The 20964-nt window shown below is 67.0% G+C and carries 25 protein-coding genes; 3 read left to right on the top strand and 22 right to left on the bottom strand.

Annotated elements, in window-relative coordinates:
• The first annotated feature begins 1 nt into the window (after position 1).
• Positions 2 to 925, top strand: a complete 924-nt coding sequence (locus tag BM133_RS34810) for a hypothetical protein (protein ID WP_143100214.1) — start codon at positions 2 to 4, stop codon at positions 923 to 925.
• Between the two features lie 99 nt (positions 926 to 1024).
• Here BM133_RS34810 and BM133_RS25030 read toward each other — a convergent pair whose 3' ends face one another.
• The gene (locus BM133_RS25030; protein ID WP_177224934.1) at positions 1025 to 2140 is read right to left on the bottom strand and encodes a tetratricopeptide repeat protein; all 1116 of its coding nucleotides are present in this window, start codon (positions 2138 to 2140) and stop codon (positions 1025 to 1027) included.
• Between the two features lie 172 nt (positions 2141 to 2312).
• Here BM133_RS25030 and BM133_RS25025 point away from each other — a divergent pair, with 172 nt between their 5' ends.
• Positions 2313 to 2900: a tetratricopeptide repeat protein gene (locus tag BM133_RS25025; RefSeq protein WP_093440382.1), complete on the top strand. Its 588-nt coding sequence runs from the start codon at positions 2313 to 2315 to the stop codon at positions 2898 to 2900.
• A gap of 60 nt (positions 2901 to 2960) precedes the next feature.
• Positions 2961 to 3413: a hypothetical protein gene (locus BM133_RS25020; RefSeq protein ID WP_093439886.1), complete on the top strand. Its 453-nt coding sequence runs from the start codon at positions 2961 to 2963 to the stop codon at positions 3411 to 3413.
• Here BM133_RS25020 and BM133_RS25015 read toward each other — a convergent pair.
• From BM133_RS25015 to flgG, 21 genes are read right to left on the bottom strand one after another with little or no spacing between them, the layout of a single operon-like run.
• Positions 3410 to 4651, bottom strand: a complete 1242-nt coding sequence (locus tag BM133_RS25015) for a tetratricopeptide repeat protein (protein ID WP_093439883.1) — start codon at positions 4649 to 4651, stop codon at positions 3410 to 3412. The genes BM133_RS25020 and BM133_RS25015 overlap by 4 nt on opposite strands.
• Before the next feature lie 39 nt (positions 4652 to 4690).
• A complete protein-coding gene (locus BM133_RS25010; protein ID WP_093439881.1) occupies positions 4691 to 5575 on the bottom strand; it encodes a sigma-70 family RNA polymerase sigma factor in 885 nt (294 codons plus the stop codon).
• A gap of 13 nt (positions 5576 to 5588) precedes the next feature.
• The gene (gene fliP / locus BM133_RS35595; protein ID WP_256219352.1) at positions 5589 to 6596 is read right to left on the bottom strand and encodes a flagellar type III secretion system pore protein FliP; all 1008 of its coding nucleotides are present in this window, start codon (positions 6594 to 6596) and stop codon (positions 5589 to 5591) included.
• Positions 6593 to 7123, bottom strand: a complete 531-nt coding sequence (locus tag BM133_RS25000; RefSeq protein ID WP_093439878.1) for a flagellar biosynthetic protein FliO — start codon at positions 7121 to 7123, stop codon at positions 6593 to 6595. Before BM133_RS25000 ends, fliP begins: the two co-directional genes overlap by 4 nt.
• A 3-nt stretch (positions 7124 to 7126) precedes the next feature.
• Complete coding sequence (locus BM133_RS24995; protein ID WP_093439876.1) at positions 7127 to 7579, bottom strand: FliM/FliN family flagellar motor switch protein; 453 nt, start codon at positions 7577 to 7579, stop codon at positions 7127 to 7129.
• Positions 7576 to 8535 carry a FliM/FliN family flagellar motor switch protein gene (locus BM133_RS24990; RefSeq protein ID WP_093439873.1) on the bottom strand — a complete coding sequence of 320 codons (960 nt, stop codon included), beginning with the start codon at positions 8533 to 8535 and terminating at the stop codon, positions 7576 to 7578. Before BM133_RS24990 ends, BM133_RS24995 begins: the two co-directional genes overlap by 4 nt.
• Positions 8532 to 9722, bottom strand: a complete 1191-nt coding sequence (locus tag BM133_RS24985) for a flagellar hook protein FlgE (RefSeq protein WP_093439871.1) — start codon at positions 9720 to 9722, stop codon at positions 8532 to 8534. Before BM133_RS24985 ends, BM133_RS24990 begins: the two co-directional genes overlap by 4 nt.
• Before the next feature lie 42 nt (positions 9723 to 9764).
• Positions 9765 to 10166 (bottom strand): flagellar hook capping FlgD N-terminal domain-containing protein, encoded by a 402-nt coding sequence (locus BM133_RS24980; protein WP_093439868.1) that lies wholly within the window; start codon positions 10164 to 10166, stop codon positions 9765 to 9767.
• On the bottom strand, positions 10156 to 11034 hold the full coding sequence (locus BM133_RS24975; protein WP_093439866.1) for a hypothetical protein: 879 nt from the start codon (positions 11032 to 11034) through the stop codon (positions 10156 to 10158). Before BM133_RS24975 ends, BM133_RS24980 begins: the two co-directional genes overlap by 11 nt.
• Positions 11031 to 11546: a hypothetical protein gene (locus BM133_RS24970; protein ID WP_093439863.1), complete on the bottom strand. Its 516-nt coding sequence runs from the start codon at positions 11544 to 11546 to the stop codon at positions 11031 to 11033. The genes BM133_RS24975 and BM133_RS24970 overlap by 4 nt, the downstream gene beginning before the upstream one ends.
• Positions 11543 to 12958, bottom strand: a complete 1416-nt coding sequence (locus BM133_RS24965) for a FliI/YscN family ATPase (protein ID WP_093439860.1) — start codon at positions 12956 to 12958, stop codon at positions 11543 to 11545. Before BM133_RS24965 ends, BM133_RS24970 begins: the two co-directional genes overlap by 4 nt.
• A 1-nt stretch (position 12959) precedes the next feature.
• Positions 12960 to 13871, bottom strand: coding sequence for a FliH/SctL family protein (locus BM133_RS24960; protein ID WP_093439858.1), 912 nt, complete (start codon positions 13869 to 13871; stop codon positions 12960 to 12962).
• Entirely contained in the window at positions 13868 to 14539 is a 672-nt protein-coding gene (locus BM133_RS24955) for a hypothetical protein (protein WP_143100213.1), read from the bottom strand. The genes BM133_RS24960 and BM133_RS24955 overlap by 4 nt, the downstream gene beginning before the upstream one ends.
• A 5-nt stretch (positions 14540 to 14544) precedes the next feature.
• Complete coding sequence (gene fliF / locus BM133_RS24950; RefSeq protein WP_093439852.1) at positions 14545 to 16041, bottom strand: flagellar basal-body MS-ring/collar protein FliF; 1497 nt, start codon at positions 16039 to 16041, stop codon at positions 14545 to 14547.
• Positions 16038 to 16394 carry a flagellar hook-basal body complex protein FliE gene (gene fliE / locus BM133_RS24945; protein WP_093439850.1) on the bottom strand — a complete coding sequence of 119 codons (357 nt, stop codon included), beginning with the start codon at positions 16392 to 16394 and terminating at the stop codon, positions 16038 to 16040. Before fliE ends, fliF begins: the two co-directional genes overlap by 4 nt.
• Positions 16391 to 16867, bottom strand: a complete 477-nt coding sequence (gene flgC / locus BM133_RS24940) for a flagellar basal body rod protein FlgC (protein ID WP_093439847.1) — start codon at positions 16865 to 16867, stop codon at positions 16391 to 16393. The genes fliE and flgC overlap by 4 nt, the downstream gene beginning before the upstream one ends.
• Positions 16868 to 16870: 3 nt before the next feature.
• Entirely contained in the window at positions 16871 to 17254 is a 384-nt protein-coding gene (locus BM133_RS24935) for a flagellar basal body rod protein FlgB (RefSeq protein ID WP_093439845.1), read from the bottom strand.
• Between the two features lie 58 nt (positions 17255 to 17312).
• Entirely contained in the window at positions 17313 to 18464 is a 1152-nt protein-coding gene (locus tag BM133_RS24930) for a flagellar basal body P-ring protein FlgI (protein WP_256219351.1), read from the bottom strand.
• Positions 18449 to 19054, bottom strand: coding sequence for a flagellar basal body L-ring protein FlgH (locus BM133_RS24925; RefSeq protein ID WP_256219350.1), 606 nt, complete (start codon positions 19052 to 19054; stop codon positions 18449 to 18451). Before BM133_RS24925 ends, BM133_RS24930 begins: the two co-directional genes overlap by 16 nt.
• On the bottom strand, positions 19051 to 20151 hold the full coding sequence (gene flgA, locus BM133_RS24920; RefSeq protein ID WP_093439841.1) for a flagellar basal body P-ring formation chaperone FlgA: 1101 nt from the start codon (positions 20149 to 20151) through the stop codon (positions 19051 to 19053). The genes BM133_RS24925 and flgA overlap by 4 nt, the downstream gene beginning before the upstream one ends.
• On the bottom strand, positions 20135 to 20923 hold the full coding sequence (gene flgG / locus BM133_RS24915) for a flagellar basal-body rod protein FlgG (RefSeq protein WP_093439838.1): 789 nt from the start codon (positions 20921 to 20923) through the stop codon (positions 20135 to 20137). Before flgG ends, flgA begins: the two co-directional genes overlap by 17 nt.
• Positions 20924 to 20964 lie beyond the last annotated feature (41 nt).

Raw genomic sequence — 20964 nt, 5'->3', positions numbered from 1 at the left:
CATGGAAGAAAAATTGAAACTCGATTCTATCGATCAGGAAAGAATTACGAAAATCATCTTCAGTGATTTAGTTGAATTCACAAAAACAGAGGAATTCACCGCTGTATTTCATGATGAATGCCTAAAAGGTGTTGCCGCAAATGCTGGGAAGCGAATGTTTGGTGCACGCTATATTGAAGGGATTGCCCTTCACCACATAGTTAATGGCTACCTACAGACAACCACGGAAAGCCCTCAAGCGCCCATTACTCGTTCAAGAGGGCTGGCGCATTTGCTGTTGGCATTTGAAATCCAGCTCTCGGATATGAAATATGTGCTGGAGAATAAAATCAATCATGGCGCATACGACTCTCAAATTTCCCTGACAGGGCTTACACGCTCTATCGCGCATGGAAATTACAAATTGTCCAATTGGTGGGCGGCACAAATACAAGTCATTCACCAACTTAAAGAGGACGATCTGCGCGCCTCCATGCTCTTTGACACGGCCCTGTTCGAGCACATTTATCTACTGAGCAAGTGCTGGAATGAAAAACGATGGGCATTTGAGTCCGAAGCGAATTCTTCGCTTGAAACTTATCTACCTTTGTGGAAAACAACCGGCAGCGAGGCAGAAATGCAAGCGGCGATTTTTGATGCTGCCTGTATTCATTTAGAGCGATATGCCGCGCCCGATTTGATGTCTCCTTTGGGGCTTCCAATCAACGCCGCTTACCCTCAAGAAATTCTGGCTTGGCACCATTTGCGCGAGATTGTTTTTTCTTCTCGCTTCTCGCTGCCAGCGCATCCGATTCTTGACACTACGGTTGTCAATCATCAACTACCTCTTCCCAAATACGATGACGAATGGTTAGCGCACGTACGTCTGGAAGCCGGCAAGTTTTATGGAAAGCACTGGAGTGAATTCACCGGCGACTGGGCATAGCCAGTGCCGCTTCACGCCCGAGGCCTGCGCCGATCTTCGAGCGACCCAGGATCGGTTCGACTGCGAAGCGCATTCGCCTCGATTTCCATGGAAAAAGTGCTAATCCAACCCCGCGAGCACTTCCGCAAGATCCAGTGCAACCTCGGAGTGACGGACTAGCAGACGCTCGGCATATGCCCCAGATCGACTCTCGGCATCGAGGTTTTGGCACATCGATAGGCAATCCCGAGCCTCGGCTTCCCGCCGCTGCATCAACAGCGACACAGCCAATCCACCATGGCTTTCTGGATGTCGATCATCCAACTTCAGGGCTGACAGAAAGCTATGTTCCGCGACCGCGGGCTCGCCCAAAAGTATCTGCGCCCAACCAATCCCCCGCCAAGCCAGCGCATAGTGAGGCGCGGTGGCAATCGCACGCTCCAGATCGGAATTGGCGCTCTCGGCATCTCCCGCCAGGAGCTTGGCCAACCCTCGCACAGCCCACCCTCGCCCATCAGCAGGCCACCGCGCACAAGCCTCCTCAGCCAACTTTCCAATTTCGACATGAGAGCCACGATCTGCAATGGAAAGAAACACCGCCGCCACCAGACACTCCGCCGACACAGCCTCGCCCCGACTGCGCCCCGTCGCAACCCAGCGCCTCGCCGAAGCAACGTCGCCCCGCTCCCAACTCGCCAGGCTCGCTATACCGGCCACTGCCGGATCGAGTTGCCCCGATGCATCGAGCTGCGCCACCCACCGAAGAAGCCGATCGACCGCATGCGACCGATGCAGCGCCCTCACCCACAACATCTGCGCAGCCAGAAATCCCGAAGGCAGCGACCTCGCAACGCCATCGACCTCGAGCAAGGGAGACAACCAGGCCACGCACCCGGCATCGTCGCGCCGCATGAATGCGATCGAGGCGAGGTTGTGACGCACAGCCATCTGGAATGGATCGTCCGCCGGCTCATCGGCCGCGAGCAATCCTTTGAGATGGCTTTCCGCGTCATCCCAGCGTTGCTGCGCCAGGAACCAGTCGCCTCTGCGCAGAGCCCACGCAGCGGCGTCCTCTTCCTCCCGATCCGCCGCTGCATGCAGGCACCGTTGCGCCTCGCTCCAATCGCTCCGCCGCAGCGCAGCGGCAAACGCCTCGCCCAGATCGTCGAGCTCTGCCGAGGAGTCTCCGCCTTGCGACAAGGCAGCGTAGGTGTATGCGGTGCTGGTGGTGTTCATCAAGCAAGTCATCCAGCGTTCTGGCGATTTGTTTAGCGAAAGCGCCGATGACCCCTCGCAGGAGTCCGCCTCGTCGTTTCAAGCAGCGCTCCGCGCGACAATGCCCCACGCGAGCGGCAGCGCCGTTTTTTCCTGGCACGCGATGCCTCTATCGCACCGGAGGATGTTTGTGATGAAAAGCCCTGACCCGACTTCATTTGATGCCCTCATGTCCAGCGGCATGGCGGCCAGCCAGGCCAACGACGGCCCGCAAGCCATCGAATGGTTCCAGAAGGCCAGTGCGGCCGAGCCCAGCGCGGGTCTGCCGCAGTTCCTGATGGGCGCCGAGTTCGCCGCACTCGGCGACATGAATGCCGCCGAGGCCGCCTTTGCCAACGCCACGCTCCTGGAGCCGGGCTTTCCGATGGCGCGCTATCAACTGGGGCTGCTGCAGTTCAGCTCCGGACGTGCGGCGATCGCGCTGCTCACCTGGCAGCCGCTGCTGGACCTGCCCGAAGCCGATCCACTGCCGCACTTCGTTCGCGGCTTCGCAGCCCTCGCGCAAGACAGCTTCGACGAAGCGCTGCGGCACTACCGGCAAGGCCTCACGCTCAACACCACCAACAGCGCGCTGTCGGGCGACATCGAAAAGGTCATCGCGGGCATCAACGCCTTGACGAGCAAGCCGGCGAGCACCGAAGAAGAAACAGCCACCGAAGAAGCCGAATCCAGCAACCACGTGCTGCTGGCCAACTACCAGCAGCAAGGCCGCTCGCATTGATTCTTCGGCCACGGCTCCAACCGCTTTTCTTTTTATTCACCGCCGCTCGCGCACCTGTCCATGATTGATCCGTCGACGCAATTGGCCGCGATGATTCGCGCCCAGTTCGCCGCGCAGTTTCGGGCGCAGGCCAAAGACCGCCCGGTGGCCGGCCGCGATGCGCATGCGACGCGAGGCGAGAGCGGCCACGCATCCCGCGCCAGCGGCGAGGCAGCGCCGAGCGCACCGGCGAACGAGGATGCGCAAATCCAGCAGATGGTGGCGCTGCGCGTGCGCTCCCTTTCACCAGACGATCCGCAGCGGCAACGCAAGGCGTTCCGGCTTTTCCTGGAGTCGGTGCTGATGCAGGCGTTCGGCCGCGAGCGTCTCGATGACCGCGGCTTCGACCAGATGGTCGACGCGGTGCTGCAGCGCATGGAGGGCGATCCCCAGTTGAGCGCAGCGTTGCGCGAGGCAGGAGACTTGCTGCTCGCCGATGCAGGCCCGGGCTCTCCTGCGATCGTCCCGCGTTAAGCGTTGTCGTTGCCGGGGCCTGCCCCGGTGGCAGCATCGGGCGACGGGAACATGTCGCCCATGTCGCCCCCGAGCGGCCCCGCCCTTCCGCCGAGCAGGCGCCGCGCAAAGCGCTGCACGTCCTTGGCATCCTTCACTTCCCCGCTGAGCAAGGCCTGCGCATAGCGGCCCGAGAGGTTGCTCTTGTCCAGCCGCAATGCCAGCTCGGCGTGCTCCTCGGCTTCCTGCCGCTGCGATTGCATGGCGAGCACGACGGCCAATCCGCCATGGCTTTCCGCGAAGTTCCGGTCCAGCGCGAGCGCGGTGTCGAAGCTCGCGCGCGCACCGGCGAGGTCGCCTTGCAGGATCTGCGTCCACCCCATGCCGTGCCAGGTGCCGATGTGCTGCGACATGGCCGACAGTGCCTGCACGAAGGCGCCGTGCGCCGCGGGCAGGTCACTGGCCAGCAGCGCCGCAAAGCCGCGCGTCGACCATGCGCGGCCATCGCCCGGCTGGCGCTGCAGCGCGGCATCGGCGAAGTGGATCGCGCGTGCCGCATCGCGGGCGGCCAGGGCGAGCGAGGCCTGGGTCACGAGGCTTTCCACGGGATGGTCCGCGGGAGAACCTTCGCCAAGGCTGGCTGCCGACCAGCGCTGTGCCGCGGCGAAGTCGCCCGCATCGATGGCAATCAGGCTGGCAATGCCGGCTGCCTGCACGTCGAGGCTTTTCTGCTGCTCGGCCTGCAGCGCCCAGGCCATGGCCCGGGTGAGCTGGCTGTCGTGGTGCAGGGCCCGCAACCAGAGTTGCTGCAAGGCGCGGGTTGCAACCGGCGGATGCGCGTCCGCGCCCTGCCCGCTCGCGGTAGGCGATTCGAGCACCGGCGCCAGCCGGGCCGCGCAGTCCGCATAGCGGCCGCGCTTGAGCTCGATGAAAGCCAGGTTGTGAAGCAGCACTTCGGTAAAGCCGAGGGGCGGCTGCGGCGTGTTCGCCAGGGCCTGCAGCACCTCGAGCGCCTCGTCGTAGCGCTGCTGCGCCAGCCAGAAGTCGCCCTCGCGCAGGCGCCACGCCAGGGGTTCGGTGTGCAGCGTCTGGCCGTGCTGCAGATGGAAGCGCGCGCGCTCCCATTCGCCGCACGAGAGCGCCGTTTCGAACGCATCGATCAGCAGCGCGTTGTTGGACGGGTCATCCCGCAGGAAGCCGTCTAGCCGGTCGAGGCGCTGGCGCGCGGCGGACAAGGAGGATGCGTTCGGATCGGTCATGGAAGAAGGAATGTAGGTTGTCCGGCCAGGAATGGAACGTCACAAGGAGACGTCGCAGCGCGCATCTTTTGCCAGCAGCTCGCGCAGCCGCAACAACCCCTGGCGGTGCAGTTGCGAGACGCGCCCGCGCGTGACGCCCATCATCGTCGCGATGTCGTCGAAGGGAACCTCCTGCAGATAGTGCTGGCGGATCACGCTCTTCTGCTGGTCGCTCAGTTGGTTCACCAGGTCGCGCAGCACGGTGCGCAGCTGAAGGATCTCGGTCTTGCGGAAATAGCTCACCTCCGGCGATGGTGCGTGGGCATTGCCGTCGAATGCCTCGCCATCGACCATGCCCGTGTCTTCGAGCAGCACGCCCAACGCCAGTCCGATGCCCACTTCGGCCAGGTACTTGAAGAGCTTGTCGGCGCTGCGCGGCCCGGCCGAGGCGGTGGCGCCGGCCTGGCCATCCCCGGCGTCTTCGGCGGCCGCAGCAGCATCCTTGACGGCTTCGAGCCGCTCCTGGCGCAGGCGCATGGCGACGCTGATCTGCTGGTTCTTCTCGGTGAGGCGCGTGAGGCCGTTGAGCACGGAGCCCTGCACGCGCTTGGCCGCGAAGGTCTTGAACTGCGCTCCCTGGCCCGGCTCGAAGCGGTCCACCGCCTCGAGGAGGCCCACGCGGGCCAGCTGCAGGTAGTCCGCAAACTCCACGTCGTTGTGGGTGCGCCGGCCGTAGACCGTGGCGGCCACCATCTTGGCGTAGGGCAGGTAGTGGCAGATCAACTGCTCGCGCGCCGCCTCGTCGTGTTCCTTGCGCCATCGAGTCCAGAGTGCCGCCGTCACGTCCGGCGCCTCGGGCACCACGTCGTCGAGCCTGACCGGCTCCACCGCCGGGTCGAAGAACGGCTGTGGCGATGGTTGAAGCGCTGAGCTCAGGCGTGGCATGGCGTTCGGAGCGTCAATGGAAACTGCCGACCAGGGCTTTGAGTACCAGGCTCCAGCCATCGACAAGAATGAACATGAGCACCTTGAGCGGCAGCGCAATGGTGGTGGGCGGCATCATCATCATGCCCAGCGCCATGAGGATGCTGGAGACGATCAGGTCGATCAACAGGAACGGCAGGAAGATCACGAAGCCGATCTGGAACGCCGCGCGCAGCTCCGACAGCATGAACGACGGAATGAGCTGCACGTTGCTGATGTCGTCCATCGACTTGGGGCTGGGCGCCTTCGACAGCTCCACCATCAGTGCCAGGTCGGCCTCGCGCGTCTGCCGCACCATGAACTCTCGCAGCGGCGTGATGCCTTTGCCGTAGCCCTCCTCCATCGACAGCTTGCCGGCCATGAAGGGCTCGAACGCGTCGTGGTTGACCTTCTGCAGCACCGGCGACATGGTGAACAGCGTGAGGAACAGCGCCAGGCCGATCAGCACGGTGTTGGGGGGCGTCTCGTTCATGCCGATCGCATGGCGAAGCATGGAAAGCACCACGATGATCCGCAGGAAGCTGGTGAGGCAGACCAGCAGCGCCGGAAGAATAGCCAGCACCGTGAGGCCGAGCACGACACGCAGCGCCTGCGCGGTCTCGGTCGCCGGGGTGGTGGACGGGGTCGGTGTCGGGGTCGCTGCTGCGGCTGGTGTCGCCCTGGAGCGAACCGGATTGGCCGCGGCAGTTGGCGCGGCCTTGGGCTCGGAGGTGGAAACCGATGGCGCAGCCGCCGGAGGCGCCGCTGCCGCAGGCGTTGCCGCCAGAGGCGCTGCGCCCGGCGCAACGATGGCGGGAGACGACGGTGGTGTTGCGACTGGTGGCGCGGGTGGCGCAGGTGGCGCTTCCAGCGTCGGACTGCCGGGCACCACCTCCGATGCGGCATCGTCCTGCGACTGCGAGCGGGCGTCGTCCACCGGCAGGCCGAACAATGCAAAGGCCAGCAGCATGGGTGCCAGGATCGTGCGCCAGGACCGCTTCATCGCGTCTCCCCCCGCACGATGGAAGTCGACTCCGCCGGCTCGGTGGCCGCGGTTTCGGCGAGCAGCTGGATGGACTGCTCCGTGCACCCCAGCAACAACCGCCGGCCGTTCCACACCACGACATGCAGGCTGTGGCGGGGCGACAGCGGCATGCTCGACACCCTCTGGATCTCGTGCGAAGGCACCGTGTCCAGCAAGCCGCCGAATCGCGTCCACCACGCGCCCGAGGCCTTGGCCGGACCCGCACGCCGGCGGGCGATGACGAACGCGAGCGCGAGAAGGCCGCCTGCCATGACGGCGCCGATCCACCAGCGATCGCTCGCGGGCCCGGTCATTTCGCTCGGCTGTTCGCGCTTGACCGGAATGCTGTCGGGCAGGCTGGTGGCCGGCTGCGATTGGGCGCCGCCGGTGCGCGTCTCCTGCGCTTGACCAGGCAACGCCAGCAGCAGCCCCGCCGCCATGGCGAAGCCCGTCAGGCCCCTTCGAACAGCGGCCCCTGTCTGCATCCACCGCAACACAGCGTGCATCCGTCAGGATCCCGAAGCCAGGCCCAGGGCAACAGGCAGTTCGGTGATGCGAACCGCAAAGTGGCCATCGACCGCCACCAGCTGGCCGCGTGCCACCACCTTGCCTTCGATGGTGAGGTCGACCGGCTGGTCGAATCCGCGGTCCAGGCGCAGCACCTGGTGCTCCCTGGCGCTCAGCAGCTCGCCGACTGAAATCGTGGCTTCGCCGACGCACACCTGCAGCTTGGCCTTGATCTGGTGCAGCGGGTTCCAGTCTTTCAGGATCGGCGCATCGGCCGCACGGTTCGCGGTGCCGCCATCGGCGTCGGCATGCAGGTCGGGCAACGCGATGATCTGCGCGGTGGGCAGGCCGCTGGCCTGCTGGGGGCGCGCTCGAAGCTCGCCGCGCCCCTCGGCTGCGGTGTTGGCCGCGCCGGTACGGTTGTCGGCAACGATTCCTTCCAGGGCTTTCGTCATGGCGTTTTTTCCTTCAATGGGTGAGTGTTCGGGTTGGGGGTTGCCTGCACGGCCAGTTCGATGGCAATGCGGCCATCGCTTTGCCCCAACCAGCCGCGGCACACGGGCGTGCCGTCCGTGCCGATGACCAGCGCCGGTGCATCGAGCAGGTGTTGCAGTGGAATCACGTCGTCCAGGCGCAGCTCCTGGAGCTGGCCCAGGTTCAGTTCGACGCCGTCGAGCATGACGCGCAGCGCCACGCGCTCGCCGGCCAGGGCTTGGTCCAGCCGCGCCTTCGGCAGCCTCTGCGCGGGTGCGGCTGGAACGGCTTTTTTCGTCGCCTGGCTGCCCAGAAGGGCCGTCACCACGGCATGCGGCAGCCCGAGGCTCCAGACGCCGCCGCACCAGTTCCAGCGCACGCAGAGAACGCCGGACCAGGGGTCCGAAGGAACGCTCGTTCCCGGCGCGCCTTTCGGCGGCTGCATCTGGAGCGCGAAGCCTCCGAGCAATTTGCCAAGGCGCTGCAGCCAATCTGCCCATGCGGCGCGCACCACGGCAGGCGCGACCGCCGGTGCGACAGGCGCGGTGGCGGAGGTGGCCAGGTCGAAGGCGAACATGCGGTCCGCCAGCGCCTGAAGGGCCGCCTGGGAAGCGTCCCGGGCGCTGCGCGGCAGCGAATCCGGCAGCGACGCGCCGGCACGCCGCGGCGCTTCGGCAAAGGACCAGCTGGCGACTTCGTCCCCCGCCAGCACCAGGGTGCCTTCGGGCTCGACGACTTCGACATCGGCCAGCATGGATACCGTTTCACGCACGGGAACCCATTCCGCGCTCCAGTCGCGGTGCAGGCCGGCGAAGAGCACGCGCACGGCCTCTTTCTGCGCGGCTTCCCAGCTGCGCAAGGGTCGAGCCTTGAGCACCGATTCGGCGGGATCGAGCAGCGCAGAGGACGCGGCACCGCGGGCAGACAAGGCGTTCATTTGCTCTTCATCGAGAACAGTTCCTGCAGCATGTCGTTGGCGGTGGAGATCACCTGCGAGCTGGCCTGGTAGCCGCGCTGCATGATCACCAGGTCGCTGAACTCCTGCGACAGGTCGACATTGGAAATCTCGATCTGGCCCGCGCGCACGGTGCCGAACGCGCCTTCGCCGGCCGAGCCGAAGTGCCATGCGTTCTTGTTCAGGATCTCGAACTGGTTGTTGCCCACCGCGCCCACGGCGTCGGGCGAGTCGAAACGCGCGAGCGCGAGGCGCGCACCCTTGGTGGTCTGGCCGTTCGAGTAGGTTATGCGGAGCACGCCGTTGCCGTCGAAGGCCGTGCCGCTGAGGGTGCCTGGGCCCACGCCGTCCTGGCTGTCCATCTTGAGGGTTGTAGGACCAGCGAAAAGCCTCACGTCGGCGCTGAAATCCAGCGTCAACGCCATGGGCGGCTGGCCGGCGGGCACGTATGTCATGTTCACCAGGCTGGTCTGTGGCGTCGGCTTGCCATCGATGAAGACCATCACTCCGCTTCCAACGACGGCGGTGCCGTCCATCAATTCGACCTTGACCGTGGTCCCGGCGGTCGTCGCACTGGTGACGGTGAACTTCACGCTCAACGTATGCGCAATCCCTCCCGCGTCGACCACCTGAACATTGCCCACGGCCGGGATGACGGTGTCCGTGTTCGACAGGTTGCCCGAAAACTTGAGCTTCGACGTAGGCTTGCCTTCGTTCTGCATCTGCCCGGCAAGGGTGATCTCGACCAAGTTCCCGCTGTCGTCCATGCCCATGACCTTCTCGCCGCCGCTGCGGCTCACCAGCACGCCGTTGTCGTCGAACTTGAACTGGCCGGCGCGGGTGTAGGTGGTCTTGCCTTCCGCGTCCTGCAGCACGAACAGGCCCTGTCCGTCGACCGCCATGTCCAGGTCGTTGCCGGTCTGGCGCAGTTCGCCCTGCTTGAACGACATCGCGGTGCCGGTGGTGTTGAGGCCGAAGCCGACCTGATCGTAGTTCTGGCTTGCGTTGCCGCCGCTCAGGTTGCCGCCGGTGTAGAACATGTCCGCGAACTGCAGGCTCGAGCTCTTGAAGCCCGGCGTGTTGATGTTGGCGGTGTTGTTGGCAATCACGCGCAGGCCGCGCGAGTAGCCGAGCAACCCGGTCATGCCGACGTAGATGGACTCAAGCATGGGACATCCTTTCTTGCGATTTCAGGGCGGGCCGCGCGGCAGTCATCGCACCGACACCAGTTGGCTGAGCGAGATGTTGGTCAGCGTGGCGCCCGCCGTGGTGCGCACCGTGAGGAGCGGCGAATCGCCCGAAAGCGAAAGCGCGCTCACAGTGCCGGTAACGGCGCCGCTCGCGGTCGTGATGTCGACCGTCTTGCCGATGAGGCCCACCGATTGCAGCGCGGCCTGGTTGGTGATCAGCGTGGCGATCTTGTTGTTCAGCTGCTGGGTCTGCTCCAGGCTCGTGAACTGGGCCATCTGCGCCATGAACTGCTGGTTGTCCATGGGCTTGAGCGGGTCCTGGTAGGTCAGCTGGGTCAAGAGGATCTTGAGGAAGTCCTCCATGCCCAGGCTGTTGGCCTGCAGGTTGGTGGTACCCGCACTGCCTATTGCATCAATTGCCATCACGCCCCCTTTGAATGAAATGAATCGACCGTGGTTGGGCGGCGCTCGCGCCGCCCGGAATGGATATGTCGCCGGCCGCAGGCGCCCCGGCATCCGCGCGCCACACGAGGCGCCCGTTGCACACGACTTGATGCAGGCGCTGGCCGCGGTCCTGCACGCCGCGCTGAAGGTCCGCCACGATGCGGGGCAGCATGGCCGCTAGCGCATCGTCATCCGCGCGCATGGCGATCCACACGGCCTGGCCTTCGGGCATGGACTCCTCGTGCAACCGCACGGGTGCCTGGGCATCGGGCGTGGACGACGACTGTGTCCGCGATTCAGCAACGGCTTCGGCTTGTGCGTCCGGCGCGCTGTCGTCCACGGACTTGTCCGATGTCGGGAGCACGCTTGCGCCGCGGTGCAGTTGCACATCGGCCAGCGGCCTGGTTTCCGCAGGCGCTTCTGCGGCGACCGCGGGGCGCATCTCCGCGAAGAACCGTACGGCTGCGTGCGGCGCTCGCGCGGCACCTCCGAAGACATCGGCCACGCCGATTCGCGGGCTTGCCACGAGCGGCTCCAAAGGCATGGCCAGTTCGGAGGCGGCGGCGGCCGGATTGCTGCCCGTGATCGCAGCCGGGACTTGCGCCAGCGCCGCACCGAGCCGTTCGGTGCGGGCCGGGGCTTCGGGCGCGCGACCCGACGACGCGGCAGCGCTGCTCTTGTCCGCGGCGAGCGGGGGCTTGAACCAGTTCGCCATTTGCGCCCGCTCCATCTCGCGCTGCCAGGCAGCCTGCTGCTGCACGGTGTCGCCCTGGCTCGCAGGCGAGCCCTGCCGCGCAGACACGGCGGCTGCATGGCGCGCGGCGGCCGATGCGTGGCTGGTGCTCATTGCGACGGCCCCACGTTGCGGCCGCGCGCGCCGGCTGAGCGCGCGAGCCAGTCGCGGTCCTGCTCGTTGCTGTTGCGCTGGCGGACTTCGTCGGCGTATTGCGTCAAGGCGTCCTCCTTGTGCTGGGTCATTCCGTCCAGGCGCAGTTGCAGCGCCATGCAGTCCTTGCGCAGCTGGTCTCTGTCGGCCAGTTGTTCCTTGCGCTTCGCATCCAGCGCCCGCCATTGATCGCGCAGATGCGTCAGAAAACCGAGCGCAGCCCTGTGGGCGCCGGGGTCCATGCGCTGCACCAGTGCCTGTCCGGCCTTGCTTGCCTGTTCGTCGTGCATCGCCTGCACTTCGTTCATGCGGGCTTGCGTTTCGGCGAGGGCCTGTTGCGCACGCGCGAGCGACGCCATGAGCTTGTCCATGCGCCACTGCTGCCGCTGGCGCACCGGCTCGAGCGCGTAGACGAAGCCGCGCACATCGACATCTCGCGTGGGCGCGGGAGCCTTGGTGGACGTGGTGTTCATGGCTTGCGTCCGGTGGATGCGGTGGCGGGTGCGGGTGCCGGCGCGAGCACGTCGCGCAGCCCCTGAATGGCCTCTGCGCGCGAGACGCCCCCCGTGTTCTGCCGAAGCCACGCCTGCAGCCCGGGCTCGAGCTCGATGGCCCGGTCCAGCTCGGGACTCGCGCCCTTCTCGTAGGCGCCGATGTCGATCATCTGCCGGTTGCGTTCCAGCACGGCCAGCTGCTGCACCGCCGACACCGCCAGCGCACGCTGCTCCTTGTCGGCCAGTTCGGGCATCAGCCGGCTCACGCTCTTGAGCACGTCGATGGCCGGGTAGTGTCCCCGGTGCGCCAGGTGCCGCGACAGCACGACGTGCCCGTCGAGGATGGCGCGCAATGCGTCCGACACGGGCTCGTTGAGGTCGTCGCCTTCGACCAGCACGGTGAGCAGTGCGGTGATCGAGCCGCCGCCCGGTGCCGTACCGCAGCGCTCGCAAAGCTCGGGCAACTCGGCAAAGACCGACGGCGTATAGCCGCGCGCCGTCGGCGGCTCTCCGGCGGAGAGCCCGACCTCGCGCCGCGCCATCGCAAAGCGGGTGATCGAATCCATCGTGAGCAGCACGTTGTGGCCGTCGTCGCGAAAGAACTCCGCGATGGCGAGCGCGGCATAGGCTGCGCGCAGGCGGGCCAGCGCGGGCTGGTCGGAGGTGGCGACCACCACGACCGAGCGCGCCAGCCCTTCGGGCCCGAGCTGCTTTTCGATGAACTCGCGCACCTCGCGGCCGCGCTCGCCGATGAGCGCGATCACGTTGATGTTGGCCTGCGCGGCGGAATCGGCATGCGTCTTGACGTGCCGCGCGAGCAACCCGAGCAGGGTGCTTTTTCCGACGCCGCTGCCCGCGAAAATGCCGATGCGCTGGCCCTGCCCGAGCGTGAGCAGGCCGTCGATCGCGCGGATGCCGGTCTCCAGAACACGCTCGATGGGCGGACGCTGCATCGGGTTGATGGGCACGGCCTTCAGGGGCCTGCGCACCTGCGTCAGTGGCCGGGGCCTGCCGTCCAGCGGATCGCCGAACCCGTCGACCACGCGGCCCAGCAGGCTGTGGCCCACGCCGATCTGCGACTCCGCGCCGAGTGCCCGCACTTCGCAGCCGACGGCGATGCCTTCGACCGATCCGTAGGGCATCAGCGTGACGCGGCCGGGCTTGAGGCCCACCACTTCGGCGAGCACGCCGGGCTGGCTCTTCAGGTCGCCATCCCTTGCCGCGCCGTCGAAACGGTCCTGCGTCCTGACCATGATGCGGCAGAGTTCGCCCACGGCGGCATCGGGGCCGAGCGCATCGATGGCGAGGCCCTGCATTTCCTTCACCCAGCCGATACGGCGGTGCAGTTCGGCGCCTTTCACGGCCTCGCGGTAGACGTCGAGCGTGCCCAACTCATGCCTCCACGGTGCGGGCTGCGGCCCGGGTTTGCAGCAGCAACTCGCGCAACGCGGCCAACTGGGTCTCGAAGCGGGCGTCGAGTCCGCCTTCGGGTGATTGCAGGATGCAGCCACCCAGCGCCACGTCGGCGCTGGCAACCCATTGAATGTCGGCCCCGCCCAGGAGGCCTTGCGACAGGCTCTGGCCGTTCTGGAGCATCGCGAGGTCGTCGGGGTGCATGTGGATCGCCACCAGCTTGCGGCTGCGCAGCCTGTCCATCGCTTGCGCCAACTGCGCGCGCACTGCCTCGGGCCGCGCGACGCTGTCGCCCAGCGTGCGGCAGACGACCTCGAAACACAGCGCGAGCATGTCGTCTTCCGCGGCGGCCAGCCGCGCATCGACCTTCTGCGGCAGGGTCGCAATCAGACCATCCAGCACCTGGACACGCGCCTGGTAGCCGGCCTGGGCCTGCTGCTTGAGCTCCCGCGTCATGCGTTCGGCGTGATCCTCGAGTTCGCGGGCCGCCTTTTCGGCGGCCTGCGCGGCCAGTTGCCTGGCCTCTTCGTCGCCACGCGCACGCCCTTCGATGCTGCCTTTGGCAAACCCCTCTTCGTGGCCTCGCTGGCGGGCTTCTTCTTCCACGCGGGCCAGGTCGGCCCAGGCATCGGGTGCGCTCCCGGTCGAGTCGGCCGGCGCGGGCGCTTGCATGCCCTGCAGCGACGCGCCGGGCCCCGGATTCCGGCTCGATGGCACCGACACCAGGCCGGGCGAAGAAGACTGCGCCGGCACTTGCTGGCCATCCCGTCCGCGGGGACGCGCCAGCGCCACCTGCCCCTGCATGACGACATCGCGCAGCACGACCACCTGCGCGCGCGCCTCGGCGTCCGGCGCCGAGGCGTCGCCCTGGTGTGGCAAGCCGGAACTCATCGGCTCCAGCTCCGGCGCGACGATGCGCCTTGGAAGACCTGCTTGAACGAGCGTGTCAGGCGGTGCCACGGCGCCGCGGCAGGTGCTTCTGCGACAGGCTGCTCCCGCAGCCGCGCCGCTACCGCCGCGATCAGCGCCGCGCGCATGCCGGGCGGCGTCTCCAATCCAGGCGCCGTGGTGGACAGGCTGGCTTCGATGCGCCGCCGCTGGCCAAGCTCCAGCGCGGCGAGGAAGTCCTCGCGCCACGGCCAATCGGCAAGGCGCAGCCACTCGGCGATCAAGCCCACCGGCTCGGTCCGCATGCACGCGACGAGTTCACGCACCTGGCTGTCGCCGAGCGCGTGAAGCATGGCTTCGTCCGATACGGGGGGCAGGGGGTGCGGGGAGCGCGGTTGCAAAGCCACCGCCGCAAAGTCCTGCTCCGGCATTGCAGCGGAGGACGCACCGGCGGTCGCGTCGTCGATCAGCGCGGGATCTCTTTCGATGCCCAGGGCCTCCAGCTCTGCCAGAAGCGGCACCAGGCCCGCACGCTCCGCCGCAGGCAGCGACTCGAGCATCCATGAACGGTCCTGAGGGGACATCGCGTGCAACAGCAGCGCCGCATGGCGGGCGCCGCGCGACTCGGGCACGCCGGTGCCGGCGTTCGATGCCTGGGAAGGACGAGGCACCGGCGTCATCCGTTGCGCCCCCTCGCGCCCACGGGGCCGGCGGCAGCGGGGCCGGCACCGGGTTCGCGCATCCAGTCGCGCACCCTTTGCAGGGCCGCGGCGCGCTCTGCTTCCGAGAGCGACGCCCGACCGGAATCCCCGCCATTCGGCGGCGTCCCTCGACGCCCAGCCCTGATGAGCAGCATGGCCAGGACGGCGATCAGGAGTCCGCCGACCAGGAGCTGCAACAGGGAAGGAACGCCCTTGTCGGACAGCGCTGCGCCGACCGGATGGGTGGCAACGCTCTCTTCGGCCGCCGTGGCCTCGGCATTGCCCCCGGCGCCGGTCGACGCATCGGGCGCCTGAATCGCCGCCCCCACGAGCGACTGCACGACCACCGCGTCGCCGCGGTCGATCGAGGCACCCACCGCTGCGGCGATGACCTTGCGCAGCTGTTCCTCTTGCGCTGCATCCAGTGCCTTGCGCACCACCGCCACCACCTGGATGCGACGGATCGAGCCGGGCTGGCTGACCACCTGTTCGACCCGACGGCCGACGGCGTATTCGACATCGCGCTGCGCACTGCCATTGCGCGAGCTGCCGGCATCGCTCACCTTGGTGTCGAGCGACGAGCCGCTGTCGCGCAGGACTTCGCGCTCGCGCACCACCACGCCCGTGGCCTGCAGGCCGGAGCGCGATGCGGCGGGCAGCACGTCTTCGGTCGTGGTGCGGATCTGGTCCATGTTCAGCGTCACGTCGACGCTGGCAAGGGCCTGCCCCGCGCCGAAGCTGCGGTCCAGGACCGCAGCGACCTTGCGCGAGAGATAGGCTTCGGTATCGCGCTTGAGTTCAAGCCGCGCGCCGTTCATTTCGGCTTCGCCGTTGCCGCCCTCCGGGCGCGTCAGCGCGACGCCGTGGCCGTCGACGATCGTGACGTCCTGTGTCGCCATGCCGGGCACGGCGGCCGCCACCAGCCGCTGGACGCCGACCACCTGCTCCGCGCGCAAGGCCTGGCCCTGGCGCATCGTGAGGGTGATCGATGCCTTGGCCTTCGAGGTCGCCTGCTTGAACAGCCCCTGCTCGGGCAGCGCCAGCAGCACGCGGACTTCGCGCACTTCCGACAGCGACTGGATTGTGCGGGTGAGTTCGCCCTGCAGCGCGCGCTGGTAGTTGATCTTCTGCGCGAACTCGGTCATGCCGAAGTCGGTGTTGTTGAACAGCTCCAGGCCGACCGCGCCCTGCAGCGGCAGTTCCTTGCCCATCAGCTTGATGCGGGTGGCGTGCACCGTCGCCTTGTCGACCAGGATCGAGGTGCCGCTGTCGCCCAGGCGGTACGGAATCTTCAGGCGCTCCAGCTCCGTCGTCATGGCCTGGGCGTCCTGCGGCTTCAGGTCGGTGAACAGCGCCTGGTACTCGGTGTGGAATACCCACCATGCGACCCCGGCGGTGGCCAGCAGAATGAACAGCGCCCCGCCGATGAATCCGGCGCGAGCGCGCTGCGTGAGTCCTTGCCAGAAATTCATATCGGCATCTTCATGATGTCTTGGTAGGCCTCAAGCAGGCGGTTGCGCACCTGCATCATCAACTGGAAGGAAACGCGGCTTTCCTCCAGGTTGATCATGATCTGGTGCAGGTTCTGCGCGTCGCCCATCGCGAGCTTCTGCAGGTCGACCTGGCTGCCGATCAGCTGGCCGTTGACCTGCGAGAGGCCATCGGACACCAGCTGGCCGAACGAGCCGGCAACTGGCGCGGCCGAAGCCTCCGGCGCCATGGCCGATGCAGGGCCCTGGAGCGATTGCGCATTGACCGCCGCCACCATGGACTGCGCCTGCTGCGAGAGCGCGGACAGCGCCTCGACGGGGAGAAAGGAACTCATGCCCCACCCCCGATATCGAGAGCCCTGAGCGCCAGCGTGCGCGCCGTGTTCATGGCCGACACGTTCGCCTCGTAGGCGCGGGTGGCGCTCATCATGCTGACCATCTCGGTCGCGGTGTCGACGGCCGCGTAGGCCACGAAGCCGCGCTCGTTGGCCAGTGGATGTCCGGGCTCGTATACCAGCCGGGGGGCGACATTGGCAGGAACGATGCGTGCCGTGGGCGCGGCCTGCGACGCGATATCGCCGCCCTCCAGCCCCTGGCTCACCAGCGCGCCGAAACCACCGGCATCCGCAGCCGGCAGGCCGCCCGCGGACGACTGGGCTTCGGCGAGCACGCGCAGCGGCTGGTAGCTGCTGCCGCCCACGCCCTGCACCGTGTTGGCATTGGCCAGGTTGAGCGCCGCGACGTCGACGCGCAGGCGCTCGACATTCATGCCGGCCGCGCTGATGGCAAAAGATTGCATGTAGTCCATGGCTTATTTCCTGCCGTCGCCGGCAGCCATTGAAAGAATTGCGAGATGACGCGAGAGGCCCTTGACCAGCGCCTGGTACTGCACCGCGTTGCGGGCCATGTCGGCCGCCTCCATGTCCAGCTGCACCTGCGCGGGCACGCCCTGGCTGTCCACGATGGCTTCCATGCGCGGACGCACGTCGCCCAGGGCGAATGCATCGACGCGTCCTGTCTGCGCCATGCTGCGGCGCGCGTCCACGAGCTGGTCCTCGAAGCTCACGCGCTGCGGTACATAGCCCACCGCATTGGCATTGGCGATGTTGGCCGAGATGGCCTGCTGGCGCAGGCTGGCCGCGTCGAGCGCCAGCGCGAGCACCGATCGGGTCACGGCTTCGATTCCATCTGTCATGTCTGTCTCCGGAGGCTTCCTGGGGATGGTGGGTGGTGAATCGCGTGGTGCGGCACGGTCACTGGACGACCAGTTCGCCGTGCAGTGCGCCCGCAGCCTTGACGGCGCGCAGGATCGAGATCACGTCGCGCGTGCTGGTCTTCAGGCGCGCGAGCGACTGCACGAGATCGGACACGGTGTTGGACCCCGTCACGAAGCCGGTGCCGCCCTGCTCGTCGACATCGATGCGCGTGTTGGTCACGATCGCGGTGCGCACGTCCGGTCCGCCGTTCCAGACGTTGAACGGCTGCGAGGCCGTGTTCTGGCTGGAAATCGCGATCTTGATGTCGCCGTGCGAGATGGCCACCTTCGAGATACGTACATCCCCTCCCGACACCACCGTGCCGGTGCGCTCGTTGATGACCACCTTGGCACGCCGGTCGGGCTCGACCATCACGTTCTCGATGCGGGTGAACAGGCTCACCAGTTCGCCGCGCTGCGCCGGCGGCACCGCGATCTCGATGCCGGAGGCGTCCTTGGCCTTCGCCATGCTGCCGCCCAACTGGCTGTTGATGGCGGTCGCGACCCGGCTGGCCGTGGTGTAGTCGGGCTCGGAGAGCACGAAGGTCACGCTCTGCTGGTCGTCGAGCATGGAGGCGTTGACGCCCACTTCGACCGTTGCACCGTTCGGCACGGACCCGGACGTCGGGTGGTTCTTCTGGACCACATTGCCGTTCGCGTCGTAGCGGTAGCCTCCGACCGACAGGCCGCCCTGGGCCAGCGCATAGACCCTGCCGTTCGCGCCCTTCAGGGGCGTGATCAGGAGCGTTCCGCCCACCAGGCTGCGCGCATCGCCGGCCGAACTGACGGTCACGTCGAGCGTGTCGCCTTCGCGCGCGAAGGTCGGCAGGCTGGCGCTGACCATGACGACGGCGACGTTGCGGCTCTGCACGGCTTCCGGCGCGATCGTCAGGTTGAACTGCGACAGCACGTTGGCGAGCGACTGGCGCGTGGTGCGGTTCGCCGGCGAATCGCCGGTGCCGGCCAGACCGGTGACGATGCCCGTGCCGAACAATGCGTTGTCGCGCCAGCCCTTGAGCTTGCCCAGGTCCTTGACGCGTATGGCATCGGCCGCATGCGCGACGGAAAGGCCGATGCACAGCATGGCGACGGCGAGCGCACAGCGCAGCGACAGGGTTGAAGTGATCCGGCGCATCAGAATCCCAGCCAATCAAAAACTTTTCGCCATCCGCTGCGGCGCGAGCGGTCGGTCACGTCGCCTTCGCCCACATAGGTGATGCGGGCATCGGCCAGACGGGTCGAGAGAACCACGTTGCCGTCGGAGATGTCCTGCGGACGCACGCGTCCTTCCAGGTTGACCTTCTGCAACTCCTCGTTGACCGTGAGCAGTTGTTCGCCGGCCACGCGCAGTTCGCCGCTCGCGAGCACCTCCTGCACCGTCACGGTCAGCGTGGCGAGCAGCTTGTTGGCACGCTGGGTGCGGCCTCCGCCGTCGAACCCGCCTGCCACACCGATACCGAGCTGCCCCACCACCCGGTTACCGGTTTGCGTGACCGAGCCGGAGATGTCGTTGTTGCGCCGCGTGCCGGTGTCGGCGCTGGTCGAGGCCGACGAGTTCTCGAAGACCTGGACGGTGAGCGAATCCCCGACGCGGAAGGCCTTGTTGTCCGCGGTGAGCGGACGGAAGCTACCCTCCTGGTAAAGGCTCTCGGCCGCCACCGGCAGGGAAGCGGACAACACCAGGGCGAGTGCCGCAAGGGACAGACCCGCGCGTGCGTTCTTCAGCGACAAGGCTCTCACGGTTGCACCTCCACCTGCCCCGGCCCCGTCACGCGAGCCAGCACTTCGCCGCCCGAGCCGGGCACCTTGACGCGCACGACCTGGCCCTGGCGTCCATCCTGGAGAACCTCCACACGGCTTTCGACCGACACATCGCCGCTGCGCGCCAGAAGATGTGCCCAATTGCCGCGCATGACCGCGGGCGTGGCCTCCAGGTGCGCGCTGGTGAGCACCTCGCCCGGGCGCAGCGGGCGCCGCAGGCGCTCGCTGCCGTCCGCCGATTCGCTGCCCGCCTTGATGGCAATGGGCGTTCCATGCCTGACCGTGGTCAGGTCGACTTCACGCGTTTCCATCGCACCGCGCAGCATGACCGGGTCGACGGTCGCACCGCGACCGATCCCCGTGGAGGCCACGGAGACAGGCGCCCATGCACCGACTTCGAAAGTCACGGCCGTCGTTCGCACGAAGCGGTCGTCGACCCAGGCGTCGACCCATACCAGCATGCGCCGCGTGGGCTGCGACTGGTTGGCCAGGGGCCGCACCCGCAACGTAGTCACGCCGGGCGGCAGGAACAGGTCGCGGGCGGTGGACACGGGCTCGACCTCGGCACGGACGCTGCGCTGGGACAACCAGTTCAGAAGCGCCGAACGCGCCGCGTTCACCACGGTTTCTCCGGGCAGCTGTTGCGCAGCGCTTTCGATTTCGGTCTCGCTGGCACCGGTCCACCGGATGGCAGGCGACTGCGCGCGCAGCGCGCCTTCCACGGTTTGCACGCGCAGGCCGCTGTCCACGGTCTGCAGGCCGCTGCGTGCCTCGACCCATCGCACGATGGTGTCGCGGTCCAGCACGGCCGGCGAACCGGGCCGCGGTGCGGGGCCGAGCGCAAGCGCCATCAACCGGCGCAGCGTCGGCAGATCGCGCGTGGTCAGGTAGGCGATGTCGCCCAGGCGAACGCTGGCCTGGTCGAGCTTGACCTGCGGACGCAGCTCGATCGAGACCAGGGGCTCGACCGGGGCCTGCCCGGCCGCGAACGTTGGCAGCGCCAGGGCAGCGAGCGCCGGAACGGCTGTGCACACGGCCCGCAACGCGGCCCGCGCGCTGCTATTTGCGCAGGCCATTGATCATTCCCAGCATCTCGTCCGATGCCTGCATGACCTTCACGTTGGCCTCGTACACGCGCTGGGCCACCATGAGGCTCACCATTTCTTCGGTCAGCTTGACGTTCGATCCTTCCAGGAAGCCCTGGGCCATGCTGCCCATGCCGTCCTCGGCCGCCTTGCCGGAGATGGCCTCGCCGGAGTTGGGGCTGGAGCGGTAGAGGTTGTCGCCCTGCGCCATCAAGCCCGAGGGGCTCGTGAATCGCACCAGTTCCAGCTGACCGATCTCGACCGGCGTCGTCTGGCCCGCGACCTGGATGCGCACACGCCCGTCGCTGTCGATCTGCATGTTCTGGGCGTTGTCCGGAATGGCGAGGTTGGGCTTGAGCGGAAAGCCTCCCGAGGTGGCCAGCAGGCCATCTCGGTTGACCTTGAACGTGCCGCCGCGCGTGTAGGCGCTCGAACCGTCGGGCATCGTGACCTCGAGGAAGCCCTCGCCCTGGATGGCGATGTCGAAGGCCGACTCGGTTTTCTTGAGATCGCCCATGTCGAACAGCTTGGAGGTCGAGGCGATGCCGACGCCCGCCCCCAGGCGACTCCCGCCACCGAGGATGCCCGCTTCTTCCAGCGAAGGGGCCGTGCGCCCGGCTTCGCGAACCATCAGGTCGGTGAAGCTGATCTTGCTTTTCTTGAACCCGGTGGTGTTGACGTTGGCCAGGTTGTTGGCAATGGTGTCGACATTCAGCTGCTGTGCCTGCATGCCGGTGGCGCTGATGTAGAGGGCATCGAACATGGTGTGTGTCCCTGTTGAAAAATAAGTTGGGGAAGCCGTGC

This window comes from Variovorax sp. 770b2 (genome assembly GCF_900115685.1).
GTDB lineage: Bacteria > Pseudomonadota > Gammaproteobacteria > Burkholderiales > Burkholderiaceae_C > Variovorax.
This window is presented reverse-complemented; position numbering and strand designations above follow the sequence as displayed.